At 37.4% G+C, this 14934-nt stretch carries 13 protein-coding genes; all 13 read right to left on the bottom strand.

The window, feature by feature from the left end:
- Positions 1-3 precede the first annotated feature (3 nt).
- A complete protein-coding gene (gene nirB / locus CD138_RS07755) occupies positions 4-2409 on the bottom strand; it encodes a nitrite reductase large subunit NirB (protein WP_019169214.1) in 2406 nt (801 codons plus the stop codon).
- On the bottom strand, positions 2402-2863 hold the full coding sequence (locus CD138_RS07750; RefSeq protein WP_019169213.1) for a precorrin-2 dehydrogenase/sirohydrochlorin ferrochelatase family protein: 462 nt from the start codon (positions 2861-2863) through the stop codon (positions 2402-2404). Before CD138_RS07750 ends, nirB begins: the two co-directional genes overlap by 8 nt.
- The gene (locus tag CD138_RS07745) at positions 2845-3588 is read right to left on the bottom strand and encodes a sirohydrochlorin chelatase (RefSeq protein ID WP_238310444.1); all 744 of its coding nucleotides are present in this window, start codon (positions 3586-3588) and stop codon (positions 2845-2847) included. Before CD138_RS07745 ends, CD138_RS07750 begins: the two co-directional genes overlap by 19 nt.
- Positions 3589-3764: 176 nt before the next feature.
- Complete coding sequence (locus CD138_RS07740; RefSeq protein WP_026066907.1) at positions 3765-4313, bottom strand: GNAT family N-acetyltransferase; 549 nt, start codon at positions 4311-4313, stop codon at positions 3765-3767.
- A gap of 235 nt (positions 4314-4548) precedes the next feature.
- Entirely contained in the window at positions 4549-5373 is an 825-nt protein-coding gene (locus tag CD138_RS07735) for a formate/nitrite transporter family protein (protein WP_019169211.1), read from the bottom strand.
- A gap of 393 nt (positions 5374-5766) precedes the next feature.
- On the bottom strand, positions 5767-7299 hold the full coding sequence (locus CD138_RS07730; protein WP_019169551.1) for an SLC13 family permease: 1533 nt from the start codon (positions 7297-7299) through the stop codon (positions 5767-5769).
- Positions 7300-7397: 98 nt separating this feature from the next.
- The gene (locus tag CD138_RS07725) at positions 7398-8405 is read right to left on the bottom strand and encodes a PTS sugar transporter subunit IIC (RefSeq protein WP_019169550.1); all 1008 of its coding nucleotides are present in this window, start codon (positions 8403-8405) and stop codon (positions 7398-7400) included.
- Positions 8406-8631: 226 nt separating this feature from the next.
- Positions 8632-9234: a DUF6198 family protein gene (locus tag CD138_RS07720; protein ID WP_019169549.1), complete on the bottom strand. Its 603-nt coding sequence runs from the start codon at positions 9232-9234 to the stop codon at positions 8632-8634.
- Between the two features lie 58 nt (positions 9235-9292).
- Entirely contained in the window at positions 9293-9865 is a 573-nt protein-coding gene (locus CD138_RS07715; RefSeq protein ID WP_081583101.1) for a cyclic nucleotide-binding domain-containing protein, read from the bottom strand.
- Positions 9866-10005: 140 nt separating this feature from the next.
- Positions 10006-10395, bottom strand: coding sequence for a hypothetical protein (locus tag CD138_RS07710; protein WP_019169547.1), 390 nt, complete (start codon positions 10393-10395; stop codon positions 10006-10008).
- A 585-nt stretch (positions 10396-10980) separates the two neighbouring features.
- Positions 10981-12471 carry an aldehyde dehydrogenase family protein gene (locus CD138_RS07705; protein WP_019169546.1) on the bottom strand — a complete coding sequence of 497 codons (1491 nt, stop codon included), beginning with the start codon at positions 12469-12471 and terminating at the stop codon, positions 10981-10983.
- 771 nt (positions 12472-13242) lie between these two features.
- The gene (locus CD138_RS07700; protein WP_019169545.1) at positions 13243-14058 is read right to left on the bottom strand and encodes a metallophosphoesterase; all 816 of its coding nucleotides are present in this window, start codon (positions 14056-14058) and stop codon (positions 13243-13245) included.
- Between the two features lie 287 nt (positions 14059-14345).
- On the bottom strand, positions 14346-14525 hold the full coding sequence (locus CD138_RS07695) for a hypothetical protein (protein WP_019169544.1): 180 nt from the start codon (positions 14523-14525) through the stop codon (positions 14346-14348).
- Positions 14526-14934 lie beyond the last annotated feature (409 nt).

The following is a 14934-nucleotide window of genomic DNA, read 5'->3' as shown; positions in this document are numbered from 1 at the left end:
GCCTTACACCTTCTCAACTTCAAATATTTTTTGCTTGCGTTCATTTTCTACAATGTCATGCCATGGCTCTTGTTCGACGGCAGCTTTCGCAATCATAATACGGTCATATAATTCCTGTTGTTTTTCAGGATCAAGGACAACCGCTTTTACTTGATCAAATCCAATACGTCTCAACCATGGTGCTGTACGTTCTGCATAGTTCGCTGTTTCACGGTAGTATTGCATGTACGCACCACATAATTTAATGACATCATCTTCTGTCGGTACTGTCGTTAAATGTTCTGCAACTTCAACTGTTGTACCGCCATTACCCCCAACGTAAATTTGGAAGCCGTTTTCTACACCGATAACCCCGAAATCTTTCACACCTGATTCGACACAACTACGCGGACATCCGGATACACCCATTTTGAATTTATGTGGCGTATCAATGTATTCAAATGTCGCTTCCAAACGAATACCTAAACGTGTCGTATATTGCGTACCAAAACGACAAAACTCTTTACCGACACAGCTTTTCACTGAACGTGTTTTCTTCGCATAAGCTGACGCCGAGCGCATGCCGAGTGCTTCCCACACTGCAGGTAAGTCTTCCTTGTTCACGCCATACAAACCAATACGTTGAGAACCTGTCACTTTCACCAATGGCACATCATATTGTTTCGCCACTTCACCGAGACGAATGAGTTGATCTGCATCTGTCACACCGCCACGCATTTGTGGAATCACTGAAAATGTACCGTCTTTTTGAATGTTGGCATGGTAGCGTTCATTCGCAAAACGTGATGCTTTTTCATCTTCATGTTCAGTTGGGTATACCATATTTAAATAATAGTTCAAGGCAGGGCGACATTTTGGACAACCGCCTTTATTTTTGAAATCCAACACATGCCGGACTTCTTTTGATGTTTTTAAACCTTTTGCGCGAATTTGTGTCACGATTTGGTCGCGTGACAAGTCAGTACACGCACAAATGCCGGTCGGTGCGTTTGCGACAAAATCATCACCTAACGTATGTTCAAGCAATTCTGCAATTTGACCTTTACACTTACCGCAAGAGTTCCCTGCTTTCGTCACACGTGTCACATCTGCAACTGATGTTAAACCTTGTTCTTGAATCGCGCTCACAATTGTGCCTTTAGAGACACCGTTACAACCACAAATCGTTTCATCATCGTCCATTTCAGCAACGTTCATCGCATCTACTGCACCTGCTTTATGCAAGATGGACACAAGCGTATAATCGTCAATCGTTTCGCCTTTTTTCATCATATTATAGAAACGGTTACCTTCTTCAGTATCGCCATAAAGCACCGCACCAACAATCGCATTGTCTTGAACGAATACTTTTTTATAAATGTTGTCAACACCGTTAAACATTTCAATACCACGAATATCTTCATTTTCAGTAATGCGGCCCGCACTGAATAGGTCGCATCCAGATACTTTTAATGATGTAAATGTTGTCGAACCTTGATACCCTTCTGTTGGACGTCCTGTAATATGGTCAGCTAACACTTTACCTTGTTCGTATAAAGGCGCAACCAAACCGTACACTTTTGAGCGATGTTCCGCACATTCACCGACAGCGTAAATTTTTGGATCACTCGTTTGCATAAAGTCATCCACGATAATGCCACGACCGATATCTAATCCTGCTGCACGCGCTTCTTTCGTAACTGGACGAATACCGACAGCCATGACCACCATATCTGCATCGAGTACACGACCATCCGATAAACGAATGCCTTCAACTGCTTTGTCGCCGATAATTTCTTGTGTGTTCGCTTGAAGTTCAAAACGCAATCCTTGTTTTTCTAAGTCTTTTTTCAACAATTCGCCTGCACGACGGTCCAATTGTACTTCCATCAACCATTCTGCTAAATGAACGACTGTCACGTCCATACCTTGTTCGACTAGACCACGCGCACATTCAAGTCCTAACAAGCCCCCACCGATGACAATCGCTTTCTTTTTCGTTTTCGCCACTTCTAACATTTTTTCAGTATCGTCAATCGTTCTAAAACCGACCACACCTTCTAAACGCGAACCGTCAATCGGTAAAATGAACGCGTCTGAACCTGTTGCGATAATCATTTGATCGTAATCAACAACTTGACCTTGTTCTGTCTCAACTTGTTGCGCTCCTCGATCAATCTTGACTACTTTATCTCCTGTAATAAGACGAATGTTACGCTCTGTATACCATTCATACGGGTTCATAATCGTTTCTTCTACTGTCATTTTGTTTTGTAATATATTTGATAACATAATTCGGTTATAGTTCGGATACGGTTCTTTACCGATAATCGTAATATCAAAACGGTTTGGATCACGGTCTAGAATTTCTTCAATTGTACGTACACCCGCCATACCGTTACCGACCATTAATAATTTCGTTTTACTCATCATTATCCTCCTCAAGCGTTGCCAAAAACGCCTTTATTTTCGCCGCATATACTTTGGTCTGTTGAATTGACTGTCCCTCTGAACTGATACTGATCTTCATCCCTTGGTGTTCAATATCAAGGCTGTTATAAAAGTCTGATTGCGTGCGATCTCCTGTATGATTCACCCATTGTGTGGGCGCCGCATCATCACGCACTTGTTGATTCACTGTTGCATCATTTGTCGCAGTGATAATGAGATCCGCATCATCCAAGTCTCCTCGTTCATAACACTTTTGTATGAGTTGAATATGTGTCCCCCGCGTCTCATTCAAAAAGCGCTCATTAAATGTAGGACTCACGATTTTGATTTGACCTGCTTCATCTTTTAATTTCGTAAATTTTCGCCACGCAATGTTTCCGCCACCAACAATAGTCACTGTTTTATGTGTCAAATTTAACTGGATAGGATACATGTTGTGTCGCCTCCACATGTTTCAAGCCGTTGTACAATCACTTCTTTTAAAACCGGGTGAAAATTGATTGCTGTCGTAAAAGTGATGTCACACGGTAAATTGAGTGCCCCTATACGTTGCTTTGTACGTTGAACTAAATAGCCATCATAAAAGAAGTACGGAATAATCAATAACTTCGGCCACTTCTGGGCAAGTTCAGTTAAAACTTTTTCATAATTCAACTTCCCATAGACCATACACGGATAGCAAGGTCTTGACGCCGTTGACAGTTCGTTAGCGATGTTTTCTAATGCAACATCAGGTTCAGAAAAACGTGCACTGCCATGCGCTATCACGACAACAGCCGTATCTTGCACTGTATCGTCGAGGTCGCTTGCGATTTGCGCTGCTACCCAATTTTTCATTTTTGGATGTGTACCGAGTGGCTGTGCCAAATGAAATACCGTTTGAGGATACATTCGACGCCAATCTTCCAAACTGTCGACAATATCTTCATAATAGTGTGATGCCGAAAAGAGTAACAATGGCACTAATAAAAGTTCTGTCGCGCCTTGGTTCACTTGGTCTTCAATCACTGTCGGCAAACTCGCCGTCTCACTTTCCAAAAATGCCGTCTCGTAATCCATCTGTTCCGCTTCAAATAATTGTGCAACAAATTGTGTTAATGTTTGGTTCAGTTGTCCCTTTCTCATCCCGTGGACAACAAATATCACTTTACGCAACACATCACCCCCTACATGATTATTGTAGACGAAAAAGCTCTTCCAATGTGATAAAATTCACATAAAATCAAAAAAGTAGGGAATCCCCTCTCCTACATCTTGAGGGAATTCCCTATTCCATATTATCATTACTATCGCTGAATCTATCAGCACATCATTTTAGCTTTACAACAATGAGATTATTCACTTTGAGCCCATGGTGGAGGTGCGAGTAAATCTTTATTATAACGTTCTGGAATCAAGACTTTCACCATCATTGCACCTTCATCGCCCGTTTCATCTTCCATCGTAAAGAATGTTTCATAACCGCGGCGTGCATAGACATCTTTTAACCAACCCATTTTACGCCCTGAAGTTCCTAAAACAACAGCAGGTGCTTTTAAAGTATCACGTAAAATTGTTTCCTCTACATATGTCATCATTTGGTTACCATAACCTTCGCCACCATAGTCTGGATCTGTCGCAAACCACCATACAAATGGATATTTAGAGACGGGATGACTCGGCTCCCATGGAAAACGTATCGACAAAGTTGAAACAATTTTCCCCTCTACTTCAAGGACATATGCCGCATTGTTTTGGATATTATCTTGAATCATTTCTAATGTCGCGTTCACAGATGGCCAATCTATGCCAACTTCTCTCAAAGGTGTAAAAGCGCGATACATCAATTCATGTAGTACCTCTGCATCCTCCAAAGTGGCCATTCTTATATTGACTTGAGACATAGTGTCGCCTCCCTTTTCATTCATCTGTAGTTAGATTATCAAAATTTATATCGTATAGAAATGAATACGCTTGGCTCAACGCCATGTGATTTGGCGTGGTATGCCATTTGGCTGGTCACATTTCTTCACTTTAACGTAGGTATCTTTAGTTTCGTTTGACACAATCCTATCAACCTCCACACAAAAAAGAGCCGAGGTTTATGGGGACCTCAACTCTTACATCTATGTTGTATGTTTATTTTTGTTCAATGTGACGTGTACCATTGAAATATGCAAACAATAACCCTACAAAAATACCACCGCCGATATAGTTACCGATAAATGCGAAGACGATATTTTTCAGAACACCTAACCAAGAAGCAGCATCAAAGTTATAAAAGAGCATCCCTACGAATAACCCTGCATTATAAACAACGTGTTCATATCCCATAAACACGAAAATAATCACACCAATCGCAATGAAAAACGTTTTGGACAACCCTTCTTTAAATTGCATTGAAACGTAAATCCCAATGTTGATAAAGAAGTTCGCAAAAATGGCTTTGACTAAAATAGCTTGCCATGTCGATGCGACTGTCTTAGCATCAACAGTTGATGTTAACGCCGTAACCATTTCAGGTGTCATCACTTTGGTGAAATACATTAAAATAAACAGTACAAATGCACCTAAAATATTACCGAGAAAACAAATCGTAAATAACCACATCGTTTTACCGAATGACACCGTACGATAGTAAAGCCCCACTGTCATATACATAAAGTTACTCGTCAAAAGTTCGGCTTGTGTTAAAACGATAAATACTAAGGCAATACTGAACGCCGTCGCACCCATTAAATTCACAACACCTGGAAGCGCACCAGCCATTTGTGTCTTCATCGCAAGCATAAAGACGGTCACAATCGTTAATAAAAACCCTGACAGCATCGATTTGAGTATGTATCGTGGCATTGCCTTATCCAGCATCACTTCTTTCATCGCCACTGAATGAATAATGCTTTGTATCGTTTCTCGTGATGCATAAGTATCAGCAACCGTTTTCGTTGGTTTTTGAATCCCCATAGTCCAACCTCCATATTGATATTCAAATTGATTGTTCATGAAACCTCACTTACATTTTACATGAATTGATCCTCAGTTGTCATAAAGTTTGTGAAATAAAATTCAAATTCTTTTATGTTTTCAATGTTTTTATCCGTATCTTTCAATAACAAAATGTTTAAATCATTCTATTAAAAGAAAAACAGGGGGACATAATCATTTTTGATGCTATGGATACAACATTTTGTTTAACTTGTCCTTTCAATATGAATTACGTTTTTGATTGCCTTTAATGATTTTGTCCAGGTCATCCTCATTTTTGGAAGTTTTACCATCATAAATACATGTCATTCCATAAAAGGATAGGGACTAGGAAAAATTAATATCCTAGTCCCTGCTGTAATATTTATTGTTTTATAATAAGCCTAGCCATTTCCAATACGTCATACTCATAATCACAACGAGAATGTAACCGATGATTGTGATTGGAATCCCCGCTTTTAAGAAGTCTTTAACCGTAAATGTTTCTGTACCGTAAGCAAGCATACTTTGCGGTGAACTTACCGGAAGTAAGAATCCAAAGCTAATGACGAATTGTTGGATTAATACGAAACCAATAGCATGGTCACCTAAGCTTAATGTTGATGTTAATGAAATGAAGACTGGAATTAATGCAGATGCTAAACTTGTCGCACTTGCAAATCCTAAATGAATCAAAATGTTAAACAGTGAAATTAAAGCAATTGTGGCTACAATCGGCATATTTTCTAGACCCATTAAGCCAAATGTTTGGTCACTCAACCATTGTGCTGCTGTCGTTTTCAATAAGACATTACCTAAAGAAATCCCCACACCGAATACAATGATTGTGCCCCATGGAATACGACTTTCAACTTCTTTCCAATTCATGACACCGATTTTAGGCGTTAACATGATTGCTAATGCAATAACAGTAATAGAAGAAGAGTCAATCGGGTGTAATACTTTTTCAGTTGACCAAAATACGAGTAATAATAATGAGATAACGATTAAGCGCCACTCTGCTGGTTTAACTGGACCAAGTTCCGCCAATTGCTTTTTAACGAGCTCAGTACCACCATCAATCGCATCTTGTTCTGGTGGAATAACTTTTAACATGACGAAATAAAGAACGATAGACATAATGATCGACCAAGGTGCAGCATATAAGAACCATTCACCCCAAGACACATCATGACCGAGCTGATCATTAATAAAGTTGATAGCTACGATATTTTGTGCCGCTGCTGTCTTGATTCCAATATTCCAAATCGATACCGCTTGAACAGCCGTAATGATCAGTAATGCAGCTAATTTACTATTTTTCGGTGCACCAAATGCCGCAATCATCCCTAATAAAATCGGTACAACGGCGCCGGCACGTGCTGTTGCTGACGGTACGAAAAACGCTAAAATGATAGAGACCAAAATCGCCCCGATAACAATGTTTTTCGTTTTATTTCCGACAAACGATAATACCAATAGTGCCAAACGTTTATGCAAATTTGTCACTTGCATCGCGGTTGCTAAAAATAATGCTGCTGCAACTAACGCGACAGCACTCGTAGAAAAGCCGCTAAAAGCTAATTTCAGTGCATTCCCTGTACCCAACAAGGCGTCTCCTTTAAGTACTGCACCACCATTTTGAGGATTTCCTAGTGCTTGTGTTAAATTTTGAACAGGACTAAATCCAAGCAAGAGTATGATGAGACCAATAATAATCGTTGCAGATACCGGATAAGATACTGCTTCAGTCACCCATAATATGACTGCAAATGCCAAAATTGCTAATGCTGCTTTTCCCATAAACGGTAAACTTGCAGGTGTCGGCATGAGTAACACCGCAATCAATGCAACAAAGCTTAAAATAAACCATAGCGGCTTAAATGTTGCCCCTTGTTTTTTCTTTGAAGCTGAAGTCGTTGCCATTTTTGGCTCCCCCTTTTAGTGAATTTCTTTAATTCCATTGTATCAAGAAAGCGCTTCAAAAGGATATAAATGTTCAAAGTTTCACAAAAAATTAATAACTATTGATTCAATTGTATTTTTTGTTCTCCTACATGCAGCCATTGACGTTTAATCATAAACCGATAGATGACAAACGTTACAAATGCGGGTAAGACAAAGTGAAACATAGTGATGAGTAACCAAGTATTCAAACTCGCGCCCATCGTATTTACTGTCATAATTTGACCGACTAAGCCACTTGTCCCCATACCTGCACCTGCCGCATTATTCGTCATTGGGAAGAGAACGGTCATGATTGGCGCGATAATGGCACTCGCTAATGTAGGCGGGATGATAATCAGTGGTTTTAATAAGATATTAGGCACTTGCAACATACTTGTCCCGAGTCCAATTGAAATGAGGCCACTGACACCATTTTCTTTATAGCTTGTCACCGCAAAACCAATCATTTGGCAGGCACAACCGATCGTCGCTGCACCCGCTGCTAAGCCTGACAAATCTAGCATGAGCGCTAATGCTGCGCTGGAAATCGGTGCCGTCAAACACAATCCAAAGATGACTGCCACAAGCATCCCCATGATAAAAGGCTGTTGATCAGTAGAAATCATGATCACTTTTCCGATTTCTAACATCAGTTGACTTAAGATAGGACCTAAAAATTTCGCAACGATCCCGCCTATTATTAATGTCAGTAGTGGTGTGACAATGATATCAATTTTCGTCTTTGCCGCATAAAAGTGACTCAATTCTACAGCAATGAGTACCGCAAAAAATGCCCCCACTGCACCGCCAGAAAATGTTTCATAACCTAGCATTCCGACAATGACTGCTGTGAAAATCACGAGCGGTTTTCCTTTTAAACCATACGCAATCGCCGCACCAATCGCTGCACCCGTCAAACTTTGCGCGACTTTCCCAACGTCTACTAAAAATTCTAAGTTGAGACTTGGGAATAACGTTTGCTTGCCAATGGTTTGCATAATTAAACCGATGATAAGTGAACTAAAAAGTCCAAGTGTCATATAACTGAGACCATCAATGAACCAACGATGAAGTAATTTTTTCACTGAATTGAACACTTCCAATCTTTGCTATTTTATTTTTATAAATTTCATATTAACATAACATCTCAATATTTTTGATTTGAATTTCCAATATCAGTGTAAGGAAAATACTTTTGACTTCTATAAATCATCGCCTACAAAGTCCTGACTTGTCCCAACCAATTCATAAGATAAAATAAATTGTGATTTTATTTAATAACCGTGAGAACATGGATACATCTTGATGATCTCATTCCAAAGACCATCGATAACTCACACTGACTAAATATGAGAGTAGAAAGAAACTGATTACAGTCCCCTCACGTATGGTCAGAATATGATGATCAACTATAAAGATAGCTATGACGCCAATCAAAAATATGAAATCGAATGCGTATCTTATTGCGCCAAAAGTAAATGTCGTTTTCTTCTCTAATTCAATACATAGACTCTCTAAAGGAAATTTCACTAAACCTATCCTTAATATTTGTCCTAAACTTAATGCTGCAATCAACAATCCAATCAGAAAAATGACTGATGTCATTCCATAGTTTTCTATCTCCCAATCTAGAAACAGTTTTTGCAAAAACAAGTCTACCAACAATCCATTTATGATAATAAAAACAAATTGTAATAAGTCTAGCAGATGAATAGATTTTTTTATGAGGGTGTATAAAACGAAGATAATCATATTACAGACATTAATCATGAGTCCTACACTCAAATGTAAATATTTCGAAACAGATAAACAAAAAGCATTAAAGGTACTCAGATCAATATTTGCTTTCACCTGTAAAGATATACCTAATGAAAACAACACGAAAAATAATAAAGTAAACAATATTTTTTTCACACTATCACTCCTTTAGACCATCATAGGGCAATATAAAAAGCATAAAGTATGAGAAATCTCATACTTCATACTTTTCAATTGCCTTATTCAATTTTTCAAAAGAATTAACTTGATAGATGTGATCTCTTTTTTCAATTATACCTTCATCAATCAATGCCTTTAAAGTAAACATTAAATGTCTATAGGATGTCCCCAAATACTGTGATAAATAAGTAAAGTTTTCATCAACACTACCTTCTATATGTGTTCTTTTAATATGCATTAACAAGCGTGGTTTTAGTTTATACTGTTGCATTTCAGTAAAATGATGTGTGCGTGCGAATAACTTTGTCGCTAAATTAACTGATAAATATTTTAAAAACACAGGATTTTCTTTTAAAAAATCCTCATAAACGTGCGATTTAATTTTCAATACCCTGCTATTGCCGTGGGACGTAACGACTTTCTTCTCAGCTTCAACACCTAATAATCCTAACTCTCCTATTAAATCTCCCTTTTCCAAATACTGAATCAGCGATATTTTACCATTCTTGTGATATTCATAAATTTTGAATATCCCTTTTTCAATAAGGTATAGATTGTTTTCACTTGTATATTCATCACTCAACACTTCATGATGCTTTAAGTCAATGACCTCAAATTCTAATTCACTTCGTTGAAATCATTCAAGCAGATGTTCAATCATTATGCCTCCTTATTTGTACGCATCAAAACGATATCAACATGATAAATGTACTTTCAATTTATATTTTTAATGATGAACTTTAATTGTTAATATTTATCTTTTATGAGTATGTGCAATGACATGATCACCATACACATAGAGATGATACTCAGTAAAATATAAAAGATTAAGATTGGCATTCCCATTGTGTAAAAAATGATTCCAATCAATATAGGGACTACACAACTGAGTATCATGAAAAAATAATGATACACTTTACGTTGCTTTAATTTAAAAAGATAGATTGTTTCTAGTATCCATAATAACGGGAAAACAATAGGAAATAATATCATGGCTGGAACAAATACAACAAGCTGAGCCATAGATTCTGCACCTTCTAAATCTGATAACGGAGGAATAAAGAGCGTCCAAAAAAATAATGTTGCAAGCATAATAATGGTTGAACATATCAACATCCATACTTTCAATGCTTTCATAAAAATCCTCCTATATGAAATAGAATCAACTACAACTTAACATTACATTTATGTTACAAGTTTTTCAATTGTTTTACGGAATTTCATGAAACTTCTTGTATCTACATGCATGTTTTACAAATTTATTTGCTTGAATTTTGCATACTTATTTTATTTCAATTTGAACAATTACCATATTTTTTATTTTGAAAGTCTTTTCCCATATTTTGTGAAACATTCATATCATCAATCATCATATTCAGATTATGCTCAAATCCATTCTGTGGTACAACACATTCAGACAGCTTGATAAATAGTTTAATGAAAACGACCCATTATTGATGCTAGAGCTAAAAAAGCTTGGGGCATATTCCCAAGCTTTTTCTATAATAACAATCGTTATGAATGCGCCATTCATAAGTTAGCCCCCATTGATTCACTGTCTTTAAAATCCAATTGCTAACATGGGCAAGAGTTCCGAGGGATTATGCACCGGAAAACGCGAGTCCATTAAGGCAATTGTAAAATTTAAATCGCTATCAATGAGGGCGATGGGTTTAAAGCGTATCCTTTAAATCACTTAAATCCATATATGTCCTATCAATATTAATATAGACCTTTTGTTTCGTTGCTGATATCAATATAAATGTTTTTAACTTGTTGATAGTTTTCAATGGCTGCTTTGTACGTTTCACGACCGATACCTGATTTTTTATAACCACCAAATGGGGCACCTTCAGGAACTTGGTTGTACGTATTTACCCACACGCGGCCTGTACGCACGTTTTTCGCAATATTTAATGCACGGTTTATGTTTGTTGAGAAGACACCACCTGCTAAGCCATAATCAGAATTATTGGCAACATCAATGGCTTCTTCGTCATCTTTCACTTTAATGACGACTAACACTGGACCGAAAATTTCTTCTTGTGCTAATTTATCATTTGCATCATCCACTTCGATGATTGTTGGCTCGAAGAAGAAACCTTTGTCTAAATCGTTGTCTGTAATACGGTGACCTCCCACAAGGATTTTTGCATCATCTGATTCATTCGCATAGTCAATATAGCTTTGAATTTTGTCGATTTGCGCTTGACCTGTTTGAGAACCCATTTGTGTTTCCATATCTAACGGGTCGCCCACTTTCACTTTTTTGAATGCATCAACTAAGCGTGGGATAAATTCATCGTAAATATTTTCATGCACAATGAGGCGTGATCCTGCACTACATACTTCACCTTGGTTAAACAAAATGCCTAATTGTGAACCTTCTAAAGCGACATCAAGGTTCGCATCGTCTAAGATAATGTTGGCACTTTTACCACCAAGTTCTAATGTTGCAGGAACAAGACGTTTCGCACCTGCTTCAGCCACTTGATAACCAACAGCAGTTGAACCTGTAAATGATAATTTGTCGACACCTTCATGATTAAAGATGGCGTTCCCTGATTCAGAACCTTTACCTGTAACAATGTTCACAACGCCTGGTGGGAACACTTCTTGGAAAATTTTGGCCAATTCAATCAAACTTAAAGGTGTTGATGACGACGGTTGAATGACAACTGTGTTTCCTGCAGCAAGTGCGGGTGCCAATTTCCATGAAGAGAGTAACAATGGAAAGTTCCAAGCGACGACTGCACCAACAACACCAATCGGTTCGTGTTGAATAATGCTCATGATGTGATCTTCCATATTATTCACAGTACCTTCATCTGTATCTAGCACACTACCGAAATATTGATAATGTTTCGCCGTATATGGCACATCAATGCCACTTGATTCACGGATGGCTTTCCCCGCATTCAAACTTTCTATATATGCAAAATGGTCTTTTCTTTCCATAATTTTGTCATGGACTTGACGTAACATGTTGGAACGTTCAGCTTTCGAACGACGACTCCAGTCTGGAAAAGCCTTTGTTGCTGCCTCGACCGCTTTATCTACATCTTTTTCGTTCGCTTTGGCCACTTGTGATAATTTTTCACCGTTTGCCGGATTATAGACATCTAAATATTCCCCTGATTCTGCTGGAACAAATTCACCGTTAATAAATAAGTTATACTGCGCATCAATATATTCTCTCACATTTACACCCATATATATGGCCTCCTTGTATTTCGACACCATTTTAAATATTCAGACAAAACAATCATTCGTTTTGCTGATTCATTGTACTTAATGATGTCGTATTCAATATAACTCTAACTGTATTGTAAAGCGCTCTCATAAAAAGGTAAAGCACTTTGACTTATATAGAAAAAAGTACCCTTATGTTCGTGTTTACCCACTTGAAAAATAAAAAAACAAGCCTTCAATGAAGAAGACTTGTCTACTGGGGAAAATGAAGCTGGCCTTGATGGCTCATACTTCTAAACGTTATTGTCATGAGGCTCATGGAAGACTCATGTTAGAAAATGACTGACACCTTAGTTTAGTCAAATATGGTTAATTCAACTTAAACAACTTAAAAAAGGCTTTAAGAAACTTCATCCATATCATCTATATTTTTGAAGCATCTACTTGGAGTATAAAGCATATGGGTTAAGTTGTAAATAGGAAATATTACGATTTGCGTCAGGTCCTACTGAAGTCTGAGAAAATGTCCCTCCTATTGTACGATGTGAAATCACGTTTTTAGCGATATAATGAATTCAGAACAGTTAAGACATCACATTTTGATGACGCGCTGTTCGAATTCATCCCAGAAAGACATACTTGAAACCCCAATAGACAAATACTAGACCAAGTATATCCTAAACCTCCTTTTATTAAGATAATAAAACTAAAGTTGAGCAAAGCCGATGTGTACCCCGCGCATCGGCTTTATTTTTATCGCATTTTTAGTACTGTAAACAACAATTTTTACAATTATGCCATTATTTGTATCACTTGTAAGGCGTGCTGTAATTCTGTATCTAGGTGAGCAGTTCGCCATTCTCTTGGATATCCAAGACATGGACAAAGATATGTTGTGCCATTTTCTGTTAACCTTTTTCGAAAATGGACATGTCCCATCACACTGTACGTAATATTAAATTGCTCATACAACGGTTTAAAGTCGCTTGTTCCGATAAAACCGTTAAAAAAGTCGAAAATTCGATGTGGGGTCGGGACCGTAAATTTCGGGTGAGTGACCATATGTGTGACTAAAATCACTTGATGGTCAGGATAAGCCGCTAAATCACGCTTTACTTCATCAACAAAACATTGAGAAAGCTGTGGATCAGACACGTCAAAAGTAGTGTGCACTTTATCTTGCCAAGTCGCACCATAATGCTTTCCGCTTGCTAACTTGTCAAACGTAAATCGGTCAGAAGCGAAACTATAATCATACCATCCGATATGTCCTGCAATCACATAATCACCGACTTCAATAGGTTGCCCTATCAAACATTGCGGATGTTTTTGATACAATTGTAATATTTCTGATGTCGTTAAATCCTCATCAGTTCGGCGCCATAAATCATGATTCCCAGGTATAAAATAAATGGGAACTGTCGTCTGGTCTGTCAGTTGCTGTATAAAATCGAATGTTGATGTATGATGATTTGAAATATCGCCAGCAATCATGAGCATATGTAAATCTTCGTGCTGAATAAGACGTACCACCGCTTCAATATAATCCTGCATCGTTAAATGTTGATGACGATCAAAATGTAAATATGCTATCGTTCCTATTCTCATCAGTAGTCCCCCTATCTTCCCCATTATCTCAAAAGCAACGATAACCTGTGTAGTCGAATGCTTGCTACATGATTTCAACAGGCATACACAAACATAAACGGCAATGTATTGTCATCATCATCACGCCACTTCATACCTTCAGTAAATGCATCTGTATGAACTTTTTCTCTGGTATAAACAAACGAAAGCACCAAACAACATGCGTTGCCTGATGCCTTATTATTCGACCTTTATACAAAGCGTCATCATCTATTAAAATCTCCTTAAATCTTCACTTCTGCATACTTTTATGCCGCAACACATTGGGCATAATCATATAATCGTTCTGCATCTTTTAAAGACACATCATCAAGCGTACGATAACCTGATCTTAAATCTGAAATCACACCTTGACTGACACCTGTGTGAATGTAAATATCGTAGCAACTTTGGTTAGAACGAATTAATCTTAATATTGTTTCTCTCATGTTTAACACATCCTTTAATTATTACTTCTTCCTTACTTTCATTATACCCCCTTAAAATAAAAACACCACATTTTTGTGATACTTTTCACATAATCATCACAATTACCTTTTTTAGTACCAATGATTCAAAGAACACGGATCCTCATTTTCGGCTGTAATTTTCAACAAAGTCATCAAAACACTTAATAATATAAATACGATTATTTTGTAATTTTTCTATGATTGAAAATTATTAATATTTAAACTTTATCTTTTTCACAAATATGACATATACATAATTTTTCGTTTATTAAGATATTACTTTAAAGTGAAATAATATCCAAACTAGCTTAAATATCACTAGTTAATATACTATATAATTTCACAATCTTTATATTTTTATTTCTTAATATATATTTTAACTAAAAAG

The sequence above is a fragment of the Staphylococcus intermedius NCTC 11048 genome (assembly GCF_002902385.1).
GTDB classification, from domain to species: Bacteria; Bacillota; Bacilli; order Staphylococcales; family Staphylococcaceae; genus Staphylococcus; species Staphylococcus intermedius.
This window is presented reverse-complemented; position numbering and strand designations above follow the sequence as displayed.

Coding starts and splice junctions, on each gene's coding strand:
- CD138_RS07705 (WP_019169546.1), bottom strand. CDS start 12,471: ATGGGTGTAAATGTGAGAGAATATATTGATGCGCAGTATAACTTATTT.
- CD138_RS07710 (WP_019169547.1), bottom strand. CDS start 10,395: ATGAAAGCATTGAAAGTATGGATGTTGATATGTTCAACCATTATTATG.
- CD138_RS07695 (WP_019169544.1), bottom strand. CDS start 14,525: ATGAGAGAAACAATATTAAGATTAATTCGTTCTAACCAAAGTTGCTAC.
- CD138_RS07750 (WP_019169213.1), bottom strand. CDS start 2,863: ATGTATCCTATCCAGTTAAATTTGACACATAAAACAGTGACTATTGTT.
- CD138_RS07700 (WP_019169545.1), bottom strand. CDS start 14,058: ATGAGAATAGGAACGATAGCATATTTACATTTTGATCGTCATCAACAT.
- CD138_RS07730 (WP_019169551.1), bottom strand. CDS start 7,299: ATGGCAACGACTTCAGCTTCAAAGAAAAAACAAGGGGCAACATTTAAG.
- nirB (WP_019169214.1), bottom strand. CDS start 2,409: ATGAGTAAAACGAAATTATTAATGGTCGGTAACGGTATGGCGGGTGTA.
- CD138_RS07735 (WP_019169211.1), bottom strand. CDS start 5,373: ATGGGGATTCAAAAACCAACGAAAACGGTTGCTGATACTTATGCATCA.
- CD138_RS07740 (WP_026066907.1), bottom strand. CDS start 4,313: ATGTCTCAAGTCAATATAAGAATGGCCACTTTGGAGGATGCAGAGGTA.